Genomic DNA, 20,448 nt, shown 5'->3' with positions numbered 1-20,448 from the left:
TGCGCAAGCGCTGCGCCTGCGGAAAAGCCAGCACCGCGCGCCAGCTGGGGCAGTATGGCCGGTGCGTCACCTGCATGCGACAACCAGCAAGTACGGCAATGGATCCATATAAAGAATTTTGCCGACTGCGCGATCACCGCAAGCATGGCGCCGAAGTTCCGCAGTACACGGAGGCCGAAGCATTCGCCTTGGCCATGAGCAAATACCGGAAAGCCGACATTGCCTCGACGAAAGCGGCATCCAATGAATAATCTTTTTGAAAATGTGATCCAGTCCGAAACCTTGAGCCCGGAAGAGGTGGAAACCATATCCGGCTGCGGCCGCAAAAACGACCAGATCAAGTGGCTACAGCAAAACGGCTGGACCTTCATCAAGAACCGCGCCGGCGCACCAATCATCGGGCGTTTGTACGCCAGGCTGCGCTTGAGTGGCATCAATCCTGCCAGCCTGGTGAGCACGCCGGCGTGGGCACCGGACCTGTCCAAAGTACGTTAAAAGAAAGAAAACTATGCGACCCAAGAGCACTGGCTACAAACTGCCGCCGCGCATGCTGCGGCGCGTGCGCAAGCTGAAATCGGGCGAAACATGGACCGGCTACTACTACAACGGCCGGGACGATGCCGGGAACCGGAAGGAATACCCGCTGGGCACAGATCTGGTCGAGGCCAAGCGCCTGTGGGCAGAATACGAGTGCAAGCCAGTCCCGACCGACGCCACGCTCATGGAATACGTTTTTGCGCAGTACGTCCGCGACATCCTGCCGGGCAAGGCACCAAGCACGCAGCGCGAGAACTCCAGCTCGTTGAGCCAGTTGCGCCCGGTCTTCGACAGCGCGCCTATCGACGCCATCACACCGCAGGACATTGCCCGCTACCGCGACGCGCGCAGCGCCAAGGTGCGCGCCAACCGCGAAATCGCGTTGCTGTCTCATGTGTTTAATATGGCAAGGGAATGGGGCTACACCAAACGAGAGAACCCATGCAGGGGCGTGCGCAAGAACAAAGAGGTACCGCGCGACTTCTATGCCGACAAGGCTGTGTGGGATGCAGTGCGGAACGCAGGCTGTGAAGAGCTGCAGGACGCCATGGACCTGAACTACCTGACCGGTCAGCGACCTGCGGACGTGCTCAAGATGCGCGACAACGATTTGAAGGATGGTGCGCTACAGGTGCGCCAGGGCAAGAGCAACAAGCTCCTGCGCATCGTGCTCGAGCACGACGGCATCAAATCCGAACTGGCGAAGATTATCGAGCGCATCCACGCGCGGCCGCACCGGCCACGCACTACCTTCATCGTCGCGCTGCCGAATGGTTGCCAGGTCAAGAAGTGGCATTTGCGCCTGCGCTTCGATAATGCCCGAAAGGCTGCGGCAGAACTGGCGTTAAAGGCTGGCGACGAGGAGTTGACGGGCCGTATCAAGGCGTTTCAGTTCCGCGATATACGGGCGCGGTCGGCAAGCGACATTGTTGACTTGAGCGCTGCAAGCTCCCTGCTGGGACATAGCGAAAAAGTCATCACGGAAAAAGTATATCGGCGCATTGGCCAAGCCGTCCGCCCGACACGTTAACCCTCACGGATTTTTGTCAATATCATCATGTTTTCCGCATACTCGGAAAAATGCAGTCCCGCCCTCAAAAGTGAAGCTAGCTTTATAGTTATCATCAGAACTCAAATGTATTGTATAAACCTTCACTTTTTTTGTTTCGTCTAGTCGAGATTTCACTTCCTTACTCGTCAACGAGTGAAGATGAAGTCGTGCTGGAGGATTCAAGATATCTACAAAAATAAGAAGCGAAATGGCTGATTTCGCTTCTTTTTGTATGTTTGGAGGAAGCTTACGGAACAGTCGCTGGAACTGCTCGTTTGCAATATTGATAGCTGTTACGACAAGCAAACCACTCATTCGACAATAATGCGATCAAACATTGCTTCAACTTCCTGGCGCGACGATGCTTCAAATCCATCTAAAATTTTAGACATATCGGCATCGTGCTCAGCAATCGTCCACTCCAAATTGCTAGCAGCCTCGTAACTTTCCGTTATCACTTTCACGAAAATTGAATGTGCATGTTCAAGTTTGAAACGAGCATTCTTACTTAAGAAACTGCTAACTTTTCCATCTGCAAAAGGTCCCGTCTGAGCATTTTTCCGAAGATCCAGCAAAAAAATCCGCATAGACTCAAGATCCTCGCGGATGGCGAAATCCTCATCAATGAAGGAATCTGTCTCATGATCACATGTCCGCGACGACGCGATCTGACGCGCAAGCGTGTTCATTTCCAAACATTGCTTAGCTAGTCTTGACGAGAGAAATTTAATTTGTCGGGTGTATGCGTTTGTCATCCATGAAAAAGGAAGGCGAACAACGAACGAAAAAAAAGCTTCAAACCGTTGATGCCGGCGCATCTTCTCAATAGACGCTAACGTGTCATGAATGCTCACATTCATCGATACGGAGGACATAGTATTTTCCTAAGTTACTGTGCTACAACTTTGTAGTATGAATTTAGTATAGCAAATACAGGATGAATACAAATGCATTTTGTTTAATCATTTGTAACAGAACAAAGTCGGTACAAAGAAACACACATCGGAAGTTCGGAAGTTCAGAAGTTCAGAAGTTCAGAAGTTCAGAAGTTCAGAAGTTCAGAAGTTCAGAAGTTCAGAAGTTCAGAAGTTCAGAAGTTCAGAAGTTCGTCGGACTGAACAGTGCATGTAGAGCAAATTCAAGCAGAGTTGCGGAAACGGTTTCCGCAACACAAAAGGACAATCTACAACACAAGATTGTCCAATCATCTAGCTTTGCATAAGTATTAAGTTGTAAGCCTTTGATTTAAAAGGCTTATATCCTAAAATTTGGCGGAAGCGGTGAGATTCGAACTCACGAACAGTTTAACCCGTCGCTAGTTTTCAAGACTAGTGCCTTCAACCACTCGGCCACGCTTCCATGTGGCAGCATTATACATAAAGCTGGCGGGCTTACCAATGGGCTTGGTGTGCTTGTGGGAGATTAAAGCTACTCGGGCAGGTCCCAGTTCTTGCGCAGGATGCGTTCGAAGTCTTCGGATGGGAGCGGGCGCGAGAGCAGGTAGCCCTGGACTTCGTCGCAGCCGGAGCTTTTCAGGAAGGCCAGCTGTTCGGCTGTTTCCACGCCTTCGGCGATGACCTTGTGCTGCAGTTGCTGGGCGATGCTGATGATGGTGCTGGCGATGGCGCAGTCGTTGGCGTCGATCGGGATGCCGGTGGTGAAGGATCGGTCGATTTTCAGGGTGTCGATCGGGAAGCGCTTGAGGTAGGACAGGCTGGAGTAGCCGGTACCGAAGTCGTCCAGCGATAGCGCCACGCCCAGTTCGGTGATGCGGTCCATGATGCCGATCACGCGCTCGATGTTGTGCATCAGCGTGCTTTCGGTGATTTCCAGCTCCAGCCAGGCCGGTTCCAGGTCGTAGCGCGCCAGGGTGGCGGCCACGCGTGCTGGCAGGGCTGGGGTGAATTCGCGGGCCGAGACGTTGACGGCCAGGCGGATTGGCGGCAGGCCGGCTTTCTTCCAGGCTTGCGCCTGGGCGCAGGCGGCGTTCAGCACCCATTCGCCGATCTGCACGACCAGGCCGGTCGATTCGGCCAGCGGGATGAATTCGGCGGGCGGGATCATGCCCAGGTCGGGGTGGCGCCAGCGCACCAGCGCTTCGGCGCCGATCATGCGCCCGCTGATCAACTCGTACTTGGGCTGGTAGTGCAGCAGCAGTTGCTGGCCGGACAGCGCATGGCGCAGCCCGGTTTCCAGGCGCATGCGCGACTGCATGCCCAGGTTCATGTCCTGGCTGTAGAAGGCCACGCTTTCCGGCTCGCCGGCGTCCTGCTTGGCGCGCTCCATGGCGATGTCGGCCAGGCGCAGCAGCGTTTCGGCGTCCTGGCCGTCCTGCGGGTAGACGCTGATGCCGATGCTGGCGCCCACGCGCAGGTCGTGGCCGTCGATCAGGAACGGCGTGGTCAGCGAAGCGAGCAGCTTTTGCGCCACGGTACTCGCTTCAAACGGCTGGTTGAGGTCGAACAGGCCGACGGCAAATTCGTCACCGCTCAGACGCGCCACCAGATCCTGTTCGCGCAGCACCTGGCGAAAACGCAGCGATACCTGGCGCAGCAATTCGTCGCCCACCTGGCGGCCCAGGGTGTCGTTGATCAGCTTAAAACGGTTCAGGTCGACGAACAACAGGCAGCCGAGCAGCTTGCTGCGCTGGGCCACGGAGAGGGCCTGGTCGACCAGCTTGGTCAGCAAAGTGCGGTTGGGCAGGTTGGTCAGCGCGTCGTAGTAGGCCAGGTGATGCAATCGTTCTTCGGCCAGCTTGCGCTCGGTAATATCGGTCAGGTAGGCGATCAGGCCGACCGGGCGCTCGTCCATGTCACGCAGGGTCGACAGCGACAGGCTGGCCCAGAACACCTCGCCCGATTTTTTGCGACGCCGCACTTCCATCAGGCGCCCGCCCTGCTCCAGGAAGGCGTCGTGGAAACCGGCGTCTTCCTCGTCGTACAGGAACAGAATATTGCGTCCGATCGCCTCGACCGAGGTATAGCCGAACAGCCGCTCGGCGCCCTTGTTCCAGCTGGTGATGTAGCCGGTCAGGTCCATCGTCAGCACCGATTCGTGCAGCTGGTCGAGGATCTGCGTCTGCTGCGCCAGCAGCGCTTCGACCTGGGCGTAGGCGTGAGTCGAGCGCTGCGCCAGCGAATGCACTTGCAGCACGCCGGCCGTCAGTGCGGCCAGGCTCGACAACTGGTGGCGGTCGTTCTCGCTGTAGCCGCTGCGCCCGGCCACGGCGTAGTGGCCGAAACAGTGGCCGTCAAAGTTAATTTCCTGCAACAGGGTCTGCGCACGCACGGCTGGCGGCGCACCGGCGCCTTCGCCGCCCTGGGTCGGCAGGAACTGGCAGTCGGGGCTGTCCATGACCTGGCAAGCTATGCGGCCCAGCTCGGCTTCGAGCGCGGCGCCGCGCAGGCGCACGATGGCGTTGCACAGCGCGGCGCTGTCGCGCAGGGAATCGCCAAAGGGAACGGAAGGCGACAAGTAATTCATGACAAGTAATTCATGACAAATGATTCATGCTAGACGTTCCGGCTGAGCTGTACCGCCCATTGATAAGCCGGCAGCAGGCTGCGCCACCAGGTTTCAGCGTCGATGCCGGCGCTGTCGAGGCCCGCTTGCGATGGCACCATGGTTTCAACCAGCGCCAGCGCGGTGCCCAGTTCGCCACGGCGCTCGAGCAACGCGGCGCTGACGGCTGGCGCCAGGTTGAGCGCGGCGACGATTTCGGGCATCGGCATGCCGAGCAGCACATCGAGCAGCGAAAACACGCCGGTCATGAAAGCCTGGTCCTGCGCGTCGCGTCCGCTGCCGCGCAGCTGGCACAGCGCTTCCATCTGCGCGGCACGCACCGCCGCCAGCGGCAGCAGGGCGTTGAGCTTGCCGTCGTCGTGCTGGCGCGCATACAGCAGCAGCTGCAGCCAGCGCTGCAGCTGGCGCCGGCCCAGCAGCGCAATCGCCTGGCTGAAGCTGGTGATCGGCGCGGTAAAACCGAACGCGGCCGAGTTGACCAGTTTGAGCAGATGGTAGGCCAGCACCGGATCCTGCTTGAGCGGCACTTCGAGTTCCTGCACGTCGGCGTCGCGCGCCAGCAGGCCCAGCAGCGCCAGCAGGCGGCGGCGGGTGCTGCCGTCGTCGGCCTCGCTCTGGGCGCGGGCATGGCTGCGCGCAAAGTCGCCGGCAAACCAGCTCACGCCCAGCTCCTGTACGGCCGCCAGGCGCAGCATATCGTCGACGTTGTAGGCCATATGCGGGCCAGGCAGCGGCAACAACTGATGCAAGTCCGGCAGCGCTCCACCGGCGTCGAAAGTCAGCGCCTGCGCTTCGGCCAGCGCGGCCGTGACGGCGTTGCCATGCGCGCCATCGAGCACAATGCGGTAGCCGGCTTCGGCCCATTGCGCGCATTTTTTTTGGATCGGCTTGTCGTTGGCCAGGCTGGCCGGCAAACGCAGGATGGTACGCTGCGGTACGCAGGCCGCCAGCGTGGCGGCATCGACCGAAAAGGGGTCATGCAGGGGAATAATCAGGTCCAGCGGCGCCAGCGCGGCATAGGCCTCGCCTGCTTCGAGCACACTGGCCAGTACGCCGCCAGATTCTTGCGGCAGATGCAATATGACCGCTACCCACTCGTTGTGAGCATTGGCAACTGCTTGTAATCCCACCAAAGGAAACTGGCTTGATGCAGACGCTGGCATGGTATCTCGGTGTAGCTAAAGCATATGTAAAAGTGGCAAACAAGGGGCGCTACCATGAACAGCCCCTCACCCGTGACGATGGTGTCAGATTGACAGCCAGAAATCATTCTATCCGAATCTATCGCGTGGAACAGTTTAATTTTGGCAATAGATGTTTAAAAACTTCAGTTTAAAAACTTCAATTACGCAAAAACTTTGCAGGATGGTGCCAGAGACGGCCGGCAGATGGCGCACTTGTCAGCCGCTCTGGCCGGTACTGGCATGCTCGACCGCGTACTTGATCAGCTCGGCCTGCCCTTCGATGCCCAGCTTGCGCTTGATGTTCAGGCGGTGCGTCTCGACCGTGCGCACGCTCAGGTCCAGCGCGCGCGCAATCTGCTTGTTGGCTTCGCCGTTGGCAATATGCTGCAGCACCTGCTGCTCGCGGCTGGTCAGGAACGAGTCGTGTACCTGCGGGTTCGACAGTTGGCGCGCCAGTGCCGCGCTGTAGTAAATGCCGCCCGACATCACCGTCTCGATGGCAAACACGATATCCTTGCCCGGCGCATCCTTGAGCACATAGCCGCGCGCGCCGGCAGCAATCGCCTGCGACACATATTCGATCTTGTCGTGCATCGACAGAATCAAGACCGCAATCTGCGGAAAGGCCTGCCGAAATAGGCCGGTCGCTTCGATGCCATTGATGCCGCGCATATTGATGTCCATCAGCACCAGGTCGATCTGGTGGGTGCGCGCCTGCGCCAGGGCTTCGTCGGCGCCGCCGGCCTCGGCCACTACATCGAAGTGCGCCACCGCTTCAAGGCGCGCACGCAGGCCATCGCGCACCAGGGGATGATCGTCTACCAGCAAGATCCGTATCGTTTGCGTCATGGCGTTCCAGGCTAGGGTTGAAGGTCCAGCCGCGCCAGCACCACGGTGCCGGTCGGCGTCGAATTGATCTGCAGGCTGCCGCCGATGGCTTCCATGCGTTCGGTCATATTGCGCAGGCCGATGCCGCGCTGCGGATGCAGGGCAATGCCGTCGGCGTCAAAACCGCCGCCATTGTCACTGATGCGCAGTTCCAGCGCCCCGCCCGCTTCCTGCAGGCTGACCGCCACCTCGCTGGCATGCGCATGGCGCTCGCTGTTAGTGAGCGCTTCCTGCGCGATGCGAAACAGCACGGTGTTGACCATGTCCGGCAAGCCCTCACCGGCGCCGGCCGGACGGGCCGCAAAGCTGGCCTGGGCGCTGCTGCTGTCGTTGTATTCGCGCACCAAGTGGTCGAGCGCGGCCGCCAGGCCCAGGTCGTCGAGAATGGCCGGGCGCAGGTTGTGCGAAATGCGCCGCACTTCGCCCAGCACGTTGTTGAGCTGCTCGGCAGCACGCTCGAAGGTGGCCGGCGCTTTTTGCTGCTGCTCCGCAGTGCCGCCAAGTCGCGCGATGCCGGCCTCGATCTGCAGCTTGATCGATACCAGCCACTGGCTGATGCCATCGTGCAGATCGCGCGACAGGCGCGCGCGTTCCTCCTCCTGCGACTCGACCACGCGCTGGGCCAGCACTTTCAGCTTGGCGTCGGCCACCCGCAGTTCGCTGATATTGAGCACCAGGCCCGAGCCGGCCACCAGCAGCGAACCGAGAATGGCAATCGCGGCAATCCACAACATGGTCGAGCGGATATTGCCAAACTGCTGGGTGTCGACCTTGGCCAGCGCCTGGTCCACATCGTCCATATAGATGCCGGTGCCCAGCATCCAGCCCCATTCGGGCATCAGGATCACATAGCCGAGCTTGGGCGCCGACTTGGTGGTCGACGGCTTGACCCAGTGGTAGCGCACGAAGCCGCCACCGTCTTTGGCCCGCTGCATCAGGCGCTGGATGGTGGCCGTGCCGTCCTGGTCGCGCAGCTCCCACAGGTTCTGGCCGACCAGTTCGGGCTGGCGCGGATGCATCAGCGAATTGCCCTGCATATCGTAGATAAAGAAGTAGCCGTCGTCGCCATAGCTGAGCGCGCCAAGAATGCGCTTGGCTTCGTCGAGCGTGGCGGCGTCCTTGCGCCCCGACTGGTACAGGGAAGCAATCGAATGGCTGGCCAACGTGACGTAATGCTTGAGTTCGGCTTCCTTGCTGGCCAGATAGGCCTGCGCGATGGTGGCGCGCTGCTGCTCGCCCAGGCTGATGGCCTGATGGCGCACGGCGAAGGCAATCGCGCACATGGCCAGGATCAGCGGCGTAATGGCCAGGAAGATCACTTTCTGTCGGAGTTTCATGCCCTGCGCCGCCTGCCCATATAAACAATCCATGATTTTACGTGGCAAGACTGCTGCACGCCTGCGTAGTAATACTGAGACTTACTGCGTAGTGCTGCGCTTGCCACGCTGCTTGCCATCATTATAAGCTTGATGAATACGTGGCATAAGCGGCCATGCGCCAAACTGACACCGATCAGTGCCTGTCCGCCGGACATCAATCGCGCCCGTCAATCTCTGGAGGAAGCAATGAACCGCATTTTCAAACAGCTCGGCTGGGCAGCGCTTGCGCTGGCCGGCGCCGGCTCCCTGGGCGTGATCGCCCTGCAGCGTGGCGAATCGATCAGCGCCATCTGGATCGTCATCGCCGCCGTCTGCGTCTACCTGATCGCTTACCGCTTTTACAGCCTGTTTATCGCCGACAAGGTGCTGAGCCTGGACCCACGCCGCATGACGCCGGCGTTCAAGCATAACGATGGCCTCGACCATGTGCCGACCAATAAATATGTGTTGTTCGGCCACCACTTTGCCGCTATCGCCGGCGCCGGACCGCTGGTCGGCCCGGTACTGGCTGCGCAGATGGGCTATCTGCCCGGCATGCTGTGGATTCTCGCTGGCGTGGTGTTTGCCGGCGCAGTGCAGGACTTTATCGTGCTGTTTATTTCGATGCGCCGCGACGGCCGCTCGCTGGGCGATCTGATCAAGGCTGAACTCGGTGAAATCCCCGGCATGATCGCGCTCCTGGGCTGCTTCATGATCATGGTGATTATCCTGGCGGTGCTGGCCCTGATCGTGGTCAAGGCGCTGACCGGCTCGCCATGGGGCAGCTTTACCGTGATGGCCACCATTCCCATCGCGCTGTTCATGGGCGTGTATTCGCGCTATATCCGCGTCGGGCGCATCGGCGAAGTCTCGATTATCGGCTTCGTGCTGCTGATGCTGGCCATTATCGGCGGCCAGTACGTGCAGGAGTCCGCCGTGCTGGGCCCGATGTTTACGTTTACCGGCACCGAGCTGACCTGGATGCTGATCGGCTACGGCTTTGTCGCTTCCGTCTTGCCCGTGTGGCTGCTGCTGGCGCCGCGCGACTATCTGTCGACCTTCCTGAAGATCGGCACCATCGTGGGCCTGGCTATCGGCATTATCGTGGTGGCGCCGTACCTGAAAATGCCGGCCATGACCAAGTTTATCGACGGCAGCGGCCCGGTCTGGTCGGGCAATCTGTTCCCGTTCCTGTTCATCACGATTGCCTGCGGCGCCGTATCGGGCTTCCATGCGCTGATCTCGTCGGGCACCACGCCGAAAATGATTGAAAACGAAAGCCACGCGCGCTTTATCGGCTACGGCGCGATGCTGATGGAATCGTTTGTGGCCATTATGGCGCTGGTGGCGGCCTCGACCATCGAGCCGGGCATCTACTTTGCCATGAACAGCCCGGCAGCCCTGATCGGCACCACGGCCGAGTCGGCTGCGCAGGCGATCTCGCAATGGGGCTTTTACATCACCCCGGAAATGCTGACGCAAACGGCCAAGGACGTCGGCGAGCACACCATTATTTCGCGCGCCGGCGGTGCACCGACGCTGGCCGTGGGCATGGCGCAGATCCTGTCGGGCGCCATCGGCGGCAAGGCCATGATGGCCTTCTGGTACCACTTTGCGATCCTGTTCGAGGCGCTGTTTATCCTGACGGCCGTTGACGCCGGCACGCGCGCCGGCCGCTTTATGCTGCAGGACCTGCTGGGCAGCTTCGTGCCGAGCCTGAAACAGACCGAAAACGTGATCGCCAACCTGCTCGCCACGGGCCTGTGCGTAGCGGCCTGGGGCTACTTCCTGTACCAGGGCGTGGTCGATCCGCTGGGCGGCATCAATACGCTGTGGCCGCTGTTCGGCATTGCCAACCAGATGCTGGCGGCCATTGCGCTGATCCTCGGCACCTGCGTGCTGTTCAAGATGAAGCGCGGCCAGTACGCCTGGGTCACCATCGTGCCGACCGTGTGGCTGCTGCTGTGCACGCTGACTGCCGGCTGGCAGAAGATTTTCGACGCCAATCCACGCGTCGGCTTCCTGGCGCACGCCAGGAAATATTCGGCGGCGCTCGATGAAGGCACGCTGCTGGCGCCGGCCAAGTCGGTGGCGCAGATGCAGCAGATTATCTTCAACGACTACCTCGACGCCGGCCTGGCTGGCTTCTTCGTGGTGGTGGTGGTGAGTGTGCTGTTCTTCGGTATCCGCACGGTGCTCAAGGCGCGCGCCGACAGCAAACCGAGCACCAAGGAAACCCCGTACCAGGCCTTGCCCACGGTGCAATAATGATCGATGAAATCCTCAAGGCAGGACGCTACCTCGGGCAAAGCATGCGGCTGATGTGCGGCCTGCCCGAGTACGACACCTACGTTGCGCACCGGGAACTGACGCACCCGGGCGAGCCGATGATGACGTATGAGGAATTCTTCCGCGAGCGCCAGGAGGCCAGGTATGGCGGGGCTGGCAAGCGTGGGGGGTGTTGTTAGGCTGACGCTTCTGCCTGATTGTTGGATTACGCCACGCCTGCGTAGGTCGGATTAGCGCGCAAGCGCGTAATCCGACAACACCGCTGATGCCAACAATGTTGTCGGATTACGCAGCTGCTCAGCTAATTTATATGCCAACAATGTTGTCGGATTACGGCCCGAAGGGCCTAATCCGACCTACCGACAGATCACGTCTGCCTCCGTTCCCCTTCCCTTGTTCTTCCTTAGACCCATATCAACAACCGGGTCAGTTTTCACGATTACATTTCCTGTTGGAATTAATTTAACATCTGCCGCCAGTTCACCAGCCATCTGGAGCGTCGCGCATTCATGTTCAATTTTCATCGCTCCAGCATCAGCGCCAGGCTGACCATGATGTCGGTGCTGTCGGCAGGCTGCGCGCTGCTGCTGGTGTTTGCGGCGCTGGCCGCGACCATGCTGTGGCATCGGCTGGCGCCGGGCAACTGGCAGTGGCTGCCGGGCCTGCTGGTGGCCAGCGTGCTTGCGTTGCTGGCAGCACTGCTGCTGGCGCGGCGGCTGAACAATCTGATTGCCGAGCCGATTGGCGAACTGATCACGACTGCCAGGGCGGTGTCGCGCAGCCAGAGCTACAACCACCGCATTGCCCACCAGCGCAGCGATGAGCTGGGCGTGCTGATCGACAGTTTCAACGCCATGCTGGCGCAAATCGACAACCGCGACGCCACGCTGGACAGCTATCGCGACCAGTTGGAGCGCCAGGTCAGCGTGCGCACCGAGCAGCTGGAAAAGGCCAAGGACGCGGCCGAGGCAGCCAGCCAGGCCAAGAGCGCCTTTCTTGCCACCATGAGCCACGAGATCCGCACGCCCATGAACGGCGTGCTGGGTATGACCGAGCTGCTGCTGGCCAGCCCTTTGACTGCGCAGCAGCGCCACTACACCAGCATGGTGCAGCGCTCGGGGCAAAACCTGCTGGTGATCATCAACGATATCCTCGACTTTTCCAAGATCGAGGCTGGCAAGCTCAGCGTTGAATATATCCGCTTCAATTTCCGCGAACTGCTCGACGATATCGAGCATGTGTTTGCGCCGCAGGCGCAGGTCAAGCAGATCCGGCTGGAATTTTTGATCGCCAACGATATCCCGATCGCCATCTGCGGCGACCCGAACCGGCTGCGCCAGATTATCGTCAACCTGCTGGGCAACGCCATCAAATTTACCGAGACCGGCGCCGTCACGGTCAAAGTTGCCGTGTGCTGCGAGGACGGCCCTGGCGTGGGCCTGCGCTTCGAGGTACACGACACCGGCATCGGCGTGTCGCAGGAAGCGCAGGCGCGCATCTTTGAATCGTTCTCGCAGGCCGACGGCTCGACCACGCGCAAGCATGGCGGCACCGGACTGGGCCTGACGATCTCCAGGCAGCTGGTCGAACTGATGGGCGGCACCATCGGCGTCGACAATGCTCTAACGCAAGGATCGATCTTCTGGTTCGAAGTACGCTTCGACAAGCGACGCGTCGACAGCGATGACCCGTCCTTCAACCTGAAAACCACCCGGGGGTTACGCGCCTTGATCGTCGACCATGACCCGGCCACCCGCGCCGTACTCGAGCGCCAGCTGGCCAGCTGGCATATCGCCAGCGACAGCGCCGTCTCGGCAGGCGAGTGCCTGGCGCGCCTGCATGGCGCCGTGCAGGCTGGCAAGCCCTATACGGTGGCGCTGCTCGACATGGCGCTGCCGCGCACCAGCGGCCTGGCGCTGGCCGCCACCATCAGGCGCGAGCCGCTGCTGGCCGACCTGAAACTGCTGCTGCTCACCAGCAACGTCGACGCCGCCGACCCGGTACAGCGGCGCGAGGCCGGCGTGGCCTTCCAGCTGATCAAGCCGGCGCGCGAATGCGACCTGTTCGACTGCATCGTCACGCCGCCGCGCGCCGACGCGCTGCGCGGCCATGCGCTCTTTCATTCCCCGGCGCACCCTGCGCCGCACCCGGTGCGCCAGGCCGGCCGGCGCCAGCGCCGCCGCGTGCTGCTGGCCGAAGACAATCCGGTCAACGTGGAAGTGGCGCGCGCCATGCTCGACAGCCTGGGGCTGGAAGTGCTGTGCGCCCACAATGGCCAGGAGGCGCTGCAGGCGGTGCAAAGCGAACACTTCGACCTGGTGCTGATGGACTGCCAGATGCCGGTCATGGACGGCTTTGCCGCCACCGCCGAAATACGCCGTGCTGAACAGCAGTTCGGCCACGCGCGCGTGATGCCGATTATCGCCATTACTGCCAACGCCCTGCAGGGCGACCGCGAAGCCTGCCTGGCGGCCGGCATGGACGACTACCTGAGCAAACCATTCACGCAGCAGGAGCTGGCACACACGATCGCGCGCTGGATTGCGCTGCCGCGCGCGGCCAGCATGCACCACCAGGACCGCGAACCGGCGCCTCCTCCACCTGCCCCGGCGCGCGAGCTGAACCTGGCCGCGCTCGATCATATCCGCGCCCTGTCGGGCAATGACAGCGATGCCGAGGCGCTGCTCGGGCGCGTGATCCACGCCTTTGTCAGCGACACCCCGCGCCAGCTGGGCGTATTGCACGCCGCCATCGAGCAGCACGACCATGAAGCCATGCGCAAGGTCGCGCACAGCCTGAAGTCGGGCAGCGCCAATGTCGGCGCAGACGGCCTGGCGCAGCTGTGCCGGGAGATGGAGCAACTGGGCCGCGCCAGCAGCCTCGACGGCGCAGCAGCCATGCTGCAGGCCATGCAGCAGCAGTTCCTGGCGGTGCGCACATCGCTGGGCGCCATCCTTGTAAAGGAGCACTGACATGACAGCGCCACCCTCAGCCAACTCAACCAAACGCGGCCTGGTGCTGGTGGCCGATGACGATCCCGTGATGCGCCTGCTGATGCGCCAGATGCTCACGCAGGTGGGGCTGGACGTGATCGAGGCCGAAGACGGCGTGCAGGCGCTGGCGCGCTACCGGCACAGCGGCCCGGACCTGGTGATGCTCGACGTCGACATGCCGCGGCTCGACGGCTTTACGGCCTGCCGCACCATCCGTGAGCAGGAGACGGGCGGCAGCGTGCCCATCATCATGGTCACCGGCAGCGACGAGCTCGAGGCGGTCACCCACGCCTACGAGGTGGGCGCCACCGATTTCGTCTCCAAGCCGATCAACTGGCCGATCCTCGGCCATCGCGTGCTGTATGTGCTGCGCGCCAGCGACGCGATAGCGCGCCTGCGCATTGCCGACGCGCATAACCGCGCCGTGCTGGCAGCGATTCCCGACACTTTTTTCCGCATGAACCGCGACGGCTATTATCTCGATTACGCACAAGGCCATCACGCCAGCATGGACAGCTGCGTCGGCAGCCATATCAGCGAAGTGCTGCCGGCTGAAATCGGCGCGCGCCTGGTTGAGCAGATGCACGCGGTGCTGGCCACGCAGCAGGTGCGTTCGGTCGACTATACCTTGACGCAGGCCGACAGTTCGCGCCACTTCGAGGCGCGGCTGGTGTCGACCGGCCCCGACGAAGTGCTGGGCCTGGTGCGCGATATCAGCGAGCGCAAGCGCTCTGAAGAGCAGATCCGCCGGCTGGCCTATTGCGACAGCCTGACCGGCATCCCCAACCGCCAGGCTTTCCTGGAAACGCTGGAGCGCGAACTGCAGCGCTCGAAGGAGTACGACAAGAAGTTCGCGGTGCTGTTCATGGATCTCGACGCCTTCAAGCGCATCAACGATACCCTGGGCCACGATGTGGGCGACCATCTGCTCAAAATCGTCTCGGAGCGCCTGCGCGACACCGTGCGCCCCAGCGACCTGGTACTGCAGGGCGAAGCGGAAGCGGGCCAGATGGACAGCGCCAGCAACCTGGCGCGCCTGGGCGGCGATGAATTCACCATCCTGATTCCCGACCTGGAACGGGTGGAAGACGCGCTCAATGTGGCGCAGCGTGTCAAGGAAGCCATGGGCCGCCCCTTCATGATCGATGCGCATGAAATTTTTGTGACCGCCAGCATCGGCATTTCGCTGTACCCGGAAGACGGCGAAGACTGCAATTCGCTGCTCAAATACGCCGACACGGCGATGTACCACGCCAAGAACTGCGGCAAGAACAACGCCAAGCTGTACAGCTCATCGCTGACGATGGAGATCATGAGCCATGTCAGGATGGAAGTGGGCCTGCGCAAGGCGCTGCAGAACAACGAACTGTATTTGCTGTACCAGCCGCAGATCGACGTGCCGAGCACGCAGATCGTCGGCGTGGAAGCGCTGGTGCGCTGGCGCCATCCCGAGCGCGGCATGATACCGCCCACCGAATTCATTCCGCTGGCAGAAGAAACCGGGCTGATCGTGCCGATCGGCGAATGGGTGCTGCGCACCGCCTGCAACCAGGCACGCGCCTGGCAAAACGGCAGCCAGCAGGCGATCCGCATGGCCGTCAACCTGTCGGCCAAGCAGTTCAAGGATGAAAACCTGATGCAGATCGTGCTGTCGGCGCTGGCCGATACCGGCCTGGACGCGCGTTTGCTCGAGCTCGAACTGACCGAAGGCACGCTGATGGACGACGCGCGCGCCACCATGGTCACGCTCGAGCAGTTACGCGGCATCGGCGTGTACCTGTCGATCGACGACTTCGGCACCGGCTATTCGTCCATGAACTACCTGAAGCGCTTCGATGTGCGGGCCTTGAAAATCGACCGCAGCTTTATCGCCGGCCTGCCGCAGGACACGGAAAACGCCGCCATCACGCGCGCCATTATCGCCATGGCGCACGGTCTGAAGATGGTGGTGGTGGCCGAAGGCGTGGAGACCGACGAACAGCTGCTGATGCTGGCAGAATACGGCTGCGACATGGCGCAGGGCTATTTTCTCGGCCACCCTGCCCCGCACGACACCATCACGGCCATGCTGGCGCGCCAGGAAGGGCGGATGCTGGCGCGGCTTACAGCACTTCGAAGACGAGGAGCTGCGTGACCTGCAGCGGGTTGAAATTGTCGTCCGAGATCATCACCAGGCTGCGCCGGCCGTTGGCCAGGCGCGGCCCCCAGCTGATGCCTTCGAGGTTATCGACGCGTTGCAGGCCACTCTTTTCCAGGTCCAGCAGCAATCGCTTGCGCGCCGGCACATAAGCTGCGCCAGCCAGGGCCGGCAGCGTGGCGATATCGGTGGCGCCGGTGGTATCCATTTCAAAAATGCGCACATGATTGACATAGATGCCTTCGGCGTTTTCCACGCCGGCGCGCTCGACGATCAGCAGGCGATGGTCGTCCAGCGCCAGGATTTCGGACACGCCATTGTCGCCATTGCGCCCCGGCGCCGGCTTCGAAGCAATCGGCTCGATCGGATACGCATACTGGCCCCATACCTTGCCGTCGCGGCCCAGGCGCGTGATGCGCACCACCGAGCCCTGCTCGGGCGTGGCCAGCGGAGCATCCTGGTACAGCGACGCTTCCATGCCCAGCCACAAGCTGTTGCCGTCCGGCGCAAACGACAGGCCTTCAAAAGTCATGTTGTTGCGCGAGCCGCGCTCTTCTTTGGACACCCTGAACATGGCCGGCGTGGGCAAGGTGGCCAGATAGCGCCCGTCGCGATCGGCATGGGCCACGAACGGGTCAAGGCCGACCTTGCGGTTGCCTTCGCTGCCATACCACAGGCTGCCATCGCGCGGATCGACGCGGATGGTTTCAATATCGGGCACCTGGTCGCCCTGCTCCAGCCTGGCATGCGCCAGGTTGGGGTACGGCTTGCCGTTGGCCTGCGTAAAAAAGTGCACCGACTCCAGTTTGACGCTGCGAAACTGCTGTGCATCGTAGTCCAGCCTGGCGCGGTAAAAGCGCGCCGGATTGATTTCCGAGCGGTCATCGCTTTCCAGCACCCAGCTGTCGCTGGCCGCATCGTAATCGATGCCGGACAGGCCGCCGACGCTGGTGCCCTGAAACTCCTGCTTCAATGCAATGCGCTGTTCGCCGATCAGGCGCAAGCTGCTGATGGGCGCGTCATGGGGAACCGGTGCGGTGGCGCAGGCCGAGAGCAGCAAGGTGCCGAGCAGAGCGGTAATGGTCAAGCGGTTCACGGTAAGCCTTTATCAATCTGTGCAAAGAGCGTAGGTCGGATTAGCGGGGCGAAGCCCCGCGTAATCCGACAACATTGTTGGCGTCAGCGGTGTTGTCGGATTACGGCCTGCGGCCTAATCCGACCTACCGACCTACACAACGCCATCTGCCTTTAACTGCGCCACGGCGGCGGCGTCAAAACCCAGCGAGGCCAGCACTTCTTCGTTATGCTGGCCCAGTTCCGGGCCCAGCCATTGCGTGGTGCCGGGCGTGGCCGACAGCTTGGGGCTGATGGCGGGCAGCTTGACGGGGGTGCCGTCGGCGAACTGGTGCTGCTCGAACATATTGCGCGCGAGGAACTGCGGGTCGCTCATCATGTCGCGCACCGAATAGATTTTGCCGGCCGGTACATCGGCCGCTTTCAATACCGCCAGTGCGCTGTCGATGGTGTGGCCGGCGCACCAGGCGCCGATGGCCTCGTCGATTTCAGCGGTGCGCGCCACGCGGCCGTCGTTGCGTGCCAGTTGCGCGTCGCCGGCCAGGTCGATGCGGCCCATGGCCAGCATCAGGCGCTTGAAAATCGCGTCGCCATTGCCGGCAATCACGATATTTTCACCGTCGCCGGTGGTATAGGTATTCGATGGCACGATGCCGGGCAACGAGCCGCCCGTGCGCTCGCGCACCACGCCGGCCTGGTCGTATTCGGGCACCAGGGATTCCATCAGGTTGAACACCGACTCGTACAGCGCCACATCGACCATCTGGCCCTGGCCCTGTTCGCGCCCGCCCGTCACGTCGCGGTGGCGCAGCGCCATCATGGCGCCGATCACGCCGTGCAGGGCAGCGACCGAGTCGCCAATCGATACACCTACGCGCACGGGAGGGCGGTCGGCAAAGCCGGACACATAGCGCAGGCCGCCCATCGATTCGCCGATGGCGCCAAAGCCGGGCAGGTCCTTCATCGGGCCGGTCTGGCCAAAGCCGGACAGGCGCACCATGATCAGGGACGGCTTGAGCAGTTTCAGCTGTTCATAGCCGAGCTCCCACTTTTCCAGCACGCCGGGCCGGTAGTTCTCAATAATAATGTCCGCTTCCAGCGCCAGCTGGCGCGCGATGTCGCGGCCCTGCGGGCTTTTGAGGTTCAGCGTCAGGCTTTTCTTGTTGCGCGCCTGCACCGACCACCACAGCGAGGTGCCGTCCTTGAGCACGCGCCAGGTGCGGATCGGGTCGCCGCCATCGGGCGACTCGATCTTGATCACTTCGGCGCCGAATTCGCCCAGCATGCGCGCGCAGAACGGCCCGGCAATCAGGGTCCCCAGTTCCAGCACTTTGATACCGGCCAGCGGGCCAGCTACAGTTTTGTTTTCCATGGGCACTCCGTTCAGGTGGCGCGGCGGTCGAGCATGGCGCGTGCGATGGTGCCGGCGTCAACATACTCAAGTTCGCCACCGACCGGCACGCCGCGCGCCAGGCGGCTCACGCGCAGGCCGCGCGCCTTGAGCATTTCGCTGATGTAGTGGGCGGTCGCTTCGCCTTCATTGGTAAAGTTGGTGGCCAGCACCACTTCGCTGACCACGCCGTCGTTGGCGCGGTTGAGCAACTTTTCCAGGTGGATATCTTTCGGGCCGATACCGTCCAATGGCGACAAACGTCCCATCAGCACGAAATACAGGCCCTTGTAGGTCAGCGTCTGCTCGATCATCAACTGGTCGGCAGGCGTTTCCACCACGCACAGCAGGCGCTTGTCGCGCTCGTCGTCGAGGCAGTTCTCGCAAATTTCGTGTTCGGTAAAGGTATTGCACAGGGCGCAGTGATGCACGGCATCGACGGCCTGGAACAGCGCGCGCGACAGCATGGCCGCGCCTTCGCGGTCATGCTGCAGCAGATGAAATGCCATGCGCTGGGCCGACTTGGGCCCCACGCCAGGCAGGCGCCGCAACGCCTCGGTCAGAAATTCCAGCGACTTGGACATGGATCAAGCCACGCTAGGCATGGTAAAGAGGCGCATGCGGCAGATCATCAGAATGGCATCTTGAAGCCGGCTGGCAAATTCATGCCGCCGGTCAGGCCTGCCATTTTTTCAGCGGCAGTCGCTTCGGCCTTGCGCACGGCGTCGTTGAAGGCGGCGGCCACCAGGTCTTCCAGCATGTCCTTGTCGTCAGCCAGCAGCGACGGGTCGATCGAGACGCGCTTGACGTCATTCTTGCAGCTCATGACGACCTTGACCAGGCCGGCGCCGGACTGGCCTTCAACTTCGATCAGCGCCAGTTGATCCTGGGCCTTTTTCATATTGTCCTGCATTGCTTGCGCCTGTTTCATCAGGCCAGCCAGTTGGTTTTTCATCATGGGTAAAGCTCCGTATCAATTCAAACAGCGGTTCAAAAATAAATTAATGCAGGGTCGGCGCAGTGCCGGCCGGTGCAGGCGAAATCGTCCCCGGCACCACGAAGGCGTCGAATTCACGCTTCATATCGAGCACAAAGGCGTCGGTTTCAATGGTTTCTTCAGCCTGGCGCTGGCACGCTTCGCGATGCGCCTGCGCTTCGGCGCTGGCGGTGTACCAGACAGCGCCCAGTTCGGTATCGACGGCGATCTTGCGATCGAAGCGTTCGGACAGGGCGGCGGCGAGCTTGTCGACATTGGCCGGCGAGCGCCAGGTGTCGATCGGCACGCGCACGCGGAAGGTGGTGCTGTGGCCGTCATGCAGGCACTCAATCAGTTCGGCCTGCACCGCCAGTTGCTGGGCCACGCCGCGCAGCGGCAGGCTGGCAGCCAGCGCCGGCCAGTTGCCGTCCCAACCAATGGCGGGCACAGGCGTGATCACATACGGCGCGTCGGGCGCAGCCTGTTTGGCGGCGCGCTGCGGCATCACCACGGCCGGCGGCTCGGACGGCGCGCTGGCAGCAGTGGTACTGGCACCTGCGCTGGGCGACGCCAATGCAGCAGCGGGCGCCGATGCGTGGGCAGCGATGGCGCTGTCGTCGGAAAATTCGGTCACCCAGGGCGGCAAGTCGTCATCGACCGGCGCAGCCTGGCGCACGGGGGCTGCCGGCTGGGCGCGCTGGGCAGGCACAGGTGTGTCGCTGACGGCCGCGGCTGGCGCATCGTCCCACGGTGCGGGCGAGGCACTAGCGACCGGCGGCCTCGACGGTGCTGCCGGTGCACTCTGCGCAACGGGTGCAGCCGCAACGACCGGCTCGGGCTTCGGTGCTGCAGCGGGTGCCGACGGGGCACTGCCCGGTCGGCCTTTCGAGGCGGCGCGCGCAGCTTGCAACGCGGCGTTAATGGCGGCGCGCGCCGAACTGAGCGGTGCGCCGGACGGCGCGGCGGCAGGCTCCGGCGCAACGGGTGCAGCAGGCGCAGAAGGCGCGGACATCGGCGCCGATGCTGCCGCAACCGCCGCAGCCACCACG

16 protein-coding genes, 1 tRNA gene and 1 pseudogene are annotated in these 20,448 nt (G+C 62.0%); 6 read left to right on the top strand and 12 right to left on the bottom strand.

Going from position 1 to position 20,448, the window contains the following annotated elements; translation table 11 throughout:
* The first annotated feature begins 243 nt into the window (after positions 1–243).
* Both GCM43_RS24335 and GCM43_RS24330 read left to right on the top strand, forming a co-directional pair.
* Positions 244–495 carry a DUF4224 domain-containing protein gene (locus GCM43_RS24335; protein WP_152248462.1) on the top strand — a complete coding sequence of 84 codons (252 nt, stop codon included), beginning with the start codon at positions 244–246 and terminating at the stop codon, positions 493–495.
* A gap of 13 nt (positions 496–508) precedes the next feature.
* Entirely contained in the window at positions 509–1,567 is a 1,059-nt protein-coding gene (locus GCM43_RS24330; protein WP_152248461.1) for a tyrosine-type recombinase/integrase, read from the top strand.
* 3 nt (positions 1,568–1,570) lie between these two features.
* Here the strand turns inward: GCM43_RS24330 and GCM43_RS24325 are convergent, their stop codons facing one another.
* The 7 genes from GCM43_RS24325 to GCM43_RS24295 form a co-directional block, all read right to left on the bottom strand.
* On the bottom strand, positions 1,571–1,903 hold the full coding sequence (locus tag GCM43_RS24325; RefSeq protein WP_152248460.1) for a hypothetical protein: 333 nt from the start codon (positions 1,901–1,903) through the stop codon (positions 1,571–1,573).
* Complete coding sequence (locus GCM43_RS24320; RefSeq protein WP_152248459.1) at positions 1,900–2,463, bottom strand: hypothetical protein; 564 nt, start codon at positions 2,461–2,463, stop codon at positions 1,900–1,902. The genes GCM43_RS24325 and GCM43_RS24320 overlap by 4 nt, the downstream gene beginning before the upstream one ends.
* Positions 2,464–2,857: 394 nt before the next feature.
* Positions 2,858–2,947, bottom strand: a tRNA-Ser gene (locus tag GCM43_RS24315).
* A gap of 69 nt (positions 2,948–3,016) precedes the next feature.
* Complete coding sequence (locus GCM43_RS24310; protein WP_152248458.1) at positions 3,017–5,071, bottom strand: putative bifunctional diguanylate cyclase/phosphodiesterase; 2,055 nt, start codon at positions 5,069–5,071, stop codon at positions 3,017–3,019.
* Between the two features lie 29 nt (positions 5,072–5,100).
* The gene (locus GCM43_RS24305) at positions 5,101–6,189 is read right to left on the bottom strand and encodes an HDOD domain-containing protein (RefSeq protein WP_319636971.1); all 1,089 of its coding nucleotides are present in this window, start codon (positions 6,187–6,189) and stop codon (positions 5,101–5,103) included.
* 321 nt (positions 6,190–6,510) lie between these two features.
* A complete protein-coding gene (locus tag GCM43_RS24300; RefSeq protein WP_152248456.1) occupies positions 6,511–7,143 on the bottom strand; it encodes a response regulator transcription factor in 633 nt (210 codons plus the stop codon).
* An 11-nt stretch (positions 7,144–7,154) separates the two neighbouring features.
* The gene (locus tag GCM43_RS24295; RefSeq protein WP_152248455.1) at positions 7,155–8,519 is read right to left on the bottom strand and encodes a cache domain-containing protein; all 1,365 of its coding nucleotides are present in this window, start codon (positions 8,517–8,519) and stop codon (positions 7,155–7,157) included.
* Between the two features lie 228 nt (positions 8,520–8,747).
* On the opposite strand from GCM43_RS24295, the gene GCM43_RS24290 reads away from it, so the two are divergent.
* From GCM43_RS24290 to GCM43_RS24275, 4 genes are all read left to right on the top strand, one after another.
* Positions 8,748–10,808: a carbon starvation CstA family protein gene (locus GCM43_RS24290; protein WP_152248454.1), complete on the top strand. Its 2,061-nt coding sequence runs from the start codon at positions 8,748–8,750 to the stop codon at positions 10,806–10,808.
* Entirely contained in the window at positions 10,808–11,008 is a 201-nt protein-coding gene (locus tag GCM43_RS24285) for a YbdD/YjiX family protein (protein ID WP_152248453.1), read from the top strand. The genes GCM43_RS24290 and GCM43_RS24285 overlap by 1 nt, the downstream gene beginning before the upstream one ends.
* A gap of 330 nt (positions 11,009–11,338) precedes the next feature.
* Entirely contained in the window at positions 11,339–13,801 is a 2,463-nt protein-coding gene (locus tag GCM43_RS24280) for a response regulator (RefSeq protein WP_152248452.1), read from the top strand.
* Between the two features lies 1 nt (position 13,802).
* Complete coding sequence (locus GCM43_RS24275; protein WP_152248451.1) at positions 13,803–15,956, top strand: putative bifunctional diguanylate cyclase/phosphodiesterase; 2,154 nt, start codon at positions 13,803–13,805, stop codon at positions 15,954–15,956.
* Here GCM43_RS24275 and GCM43_RS24270 read toward each other — a convergent pair.
* From GCM43_RS24270 to GCM43_RS24250, 5 genes and pseudogenes are all read right to left on the bottom strand, one after another.
* On the bottom strand, positions 15,925–17,055 hold the full coding sequence (locus GCM43_RS24270) for an esterase-like activity of phytase family protein (RefSeq protein WP_226929650.1): 1,131 nt from the start codon (positions 17,053–17,055) through the stop codon (positions 15,925–15,927). The genes GCM43_RS24275 and GCM43_RS24270 overlap by 32 nt on opposite strands.
* Positions 17,056–17,187: 132 nt before the next feature.
* On the bottom strand, positions 17,188–18,405 hold the full coding sequence (locus tag GCM43_RS24265) for a CaiB/BaiF CoA transferase family protein (protein ID WP_152248450.1): 1,218 nt from the start codon (positions 18,403–18,405) through the stop codon (positions 17,188–17,190).
* Positions 18,406–18,416: 11 nt separating this feature from the next.
* Positions 18,417–19,007 (bottom strand): recombination mediator RecR, encoded by a 591-nt coding sequence (recR, locus tag GCM43_RS24260; RefSeq protein ID WP_152248449.1) that lies wholly within the window; start codon positions 19,005–19,007, stop codon positions 18,417–18,419.
* Positions 19,008–19,054: 47 nt separating this feature from the next.
* Entirely contained in the window at positions 19,055–19,381 is a 327-nt protein-coding gene (locus GCM43_RS24255) for a YbaB/EbfC family nucleoid-associated protein (RefSeq protein ID WP_152248448.1), read from the bottom strand.
* A 43-nt stretch (positions 19,382–19,424) separates the two neighbouring features.
* Positions 19,425–20,448 (bottom strand): annotated as a pseudogene (locus GCM43_RS24250) (DNA polymerase III subunit gamma/tau); the annotation flags it as partial.

This window comes from Janthinobacterium aquaticum (genome assembly GCF_009208565.1).
GTDB lineage: Bacteria > Pseudomonadota > Gammaproteobacteria > Burkholderiales > Burkholderiaceae_D > Janthinobacterium.
This window is presented reverse-complemented; position numbering and strand designations above follow the sequence as displayed.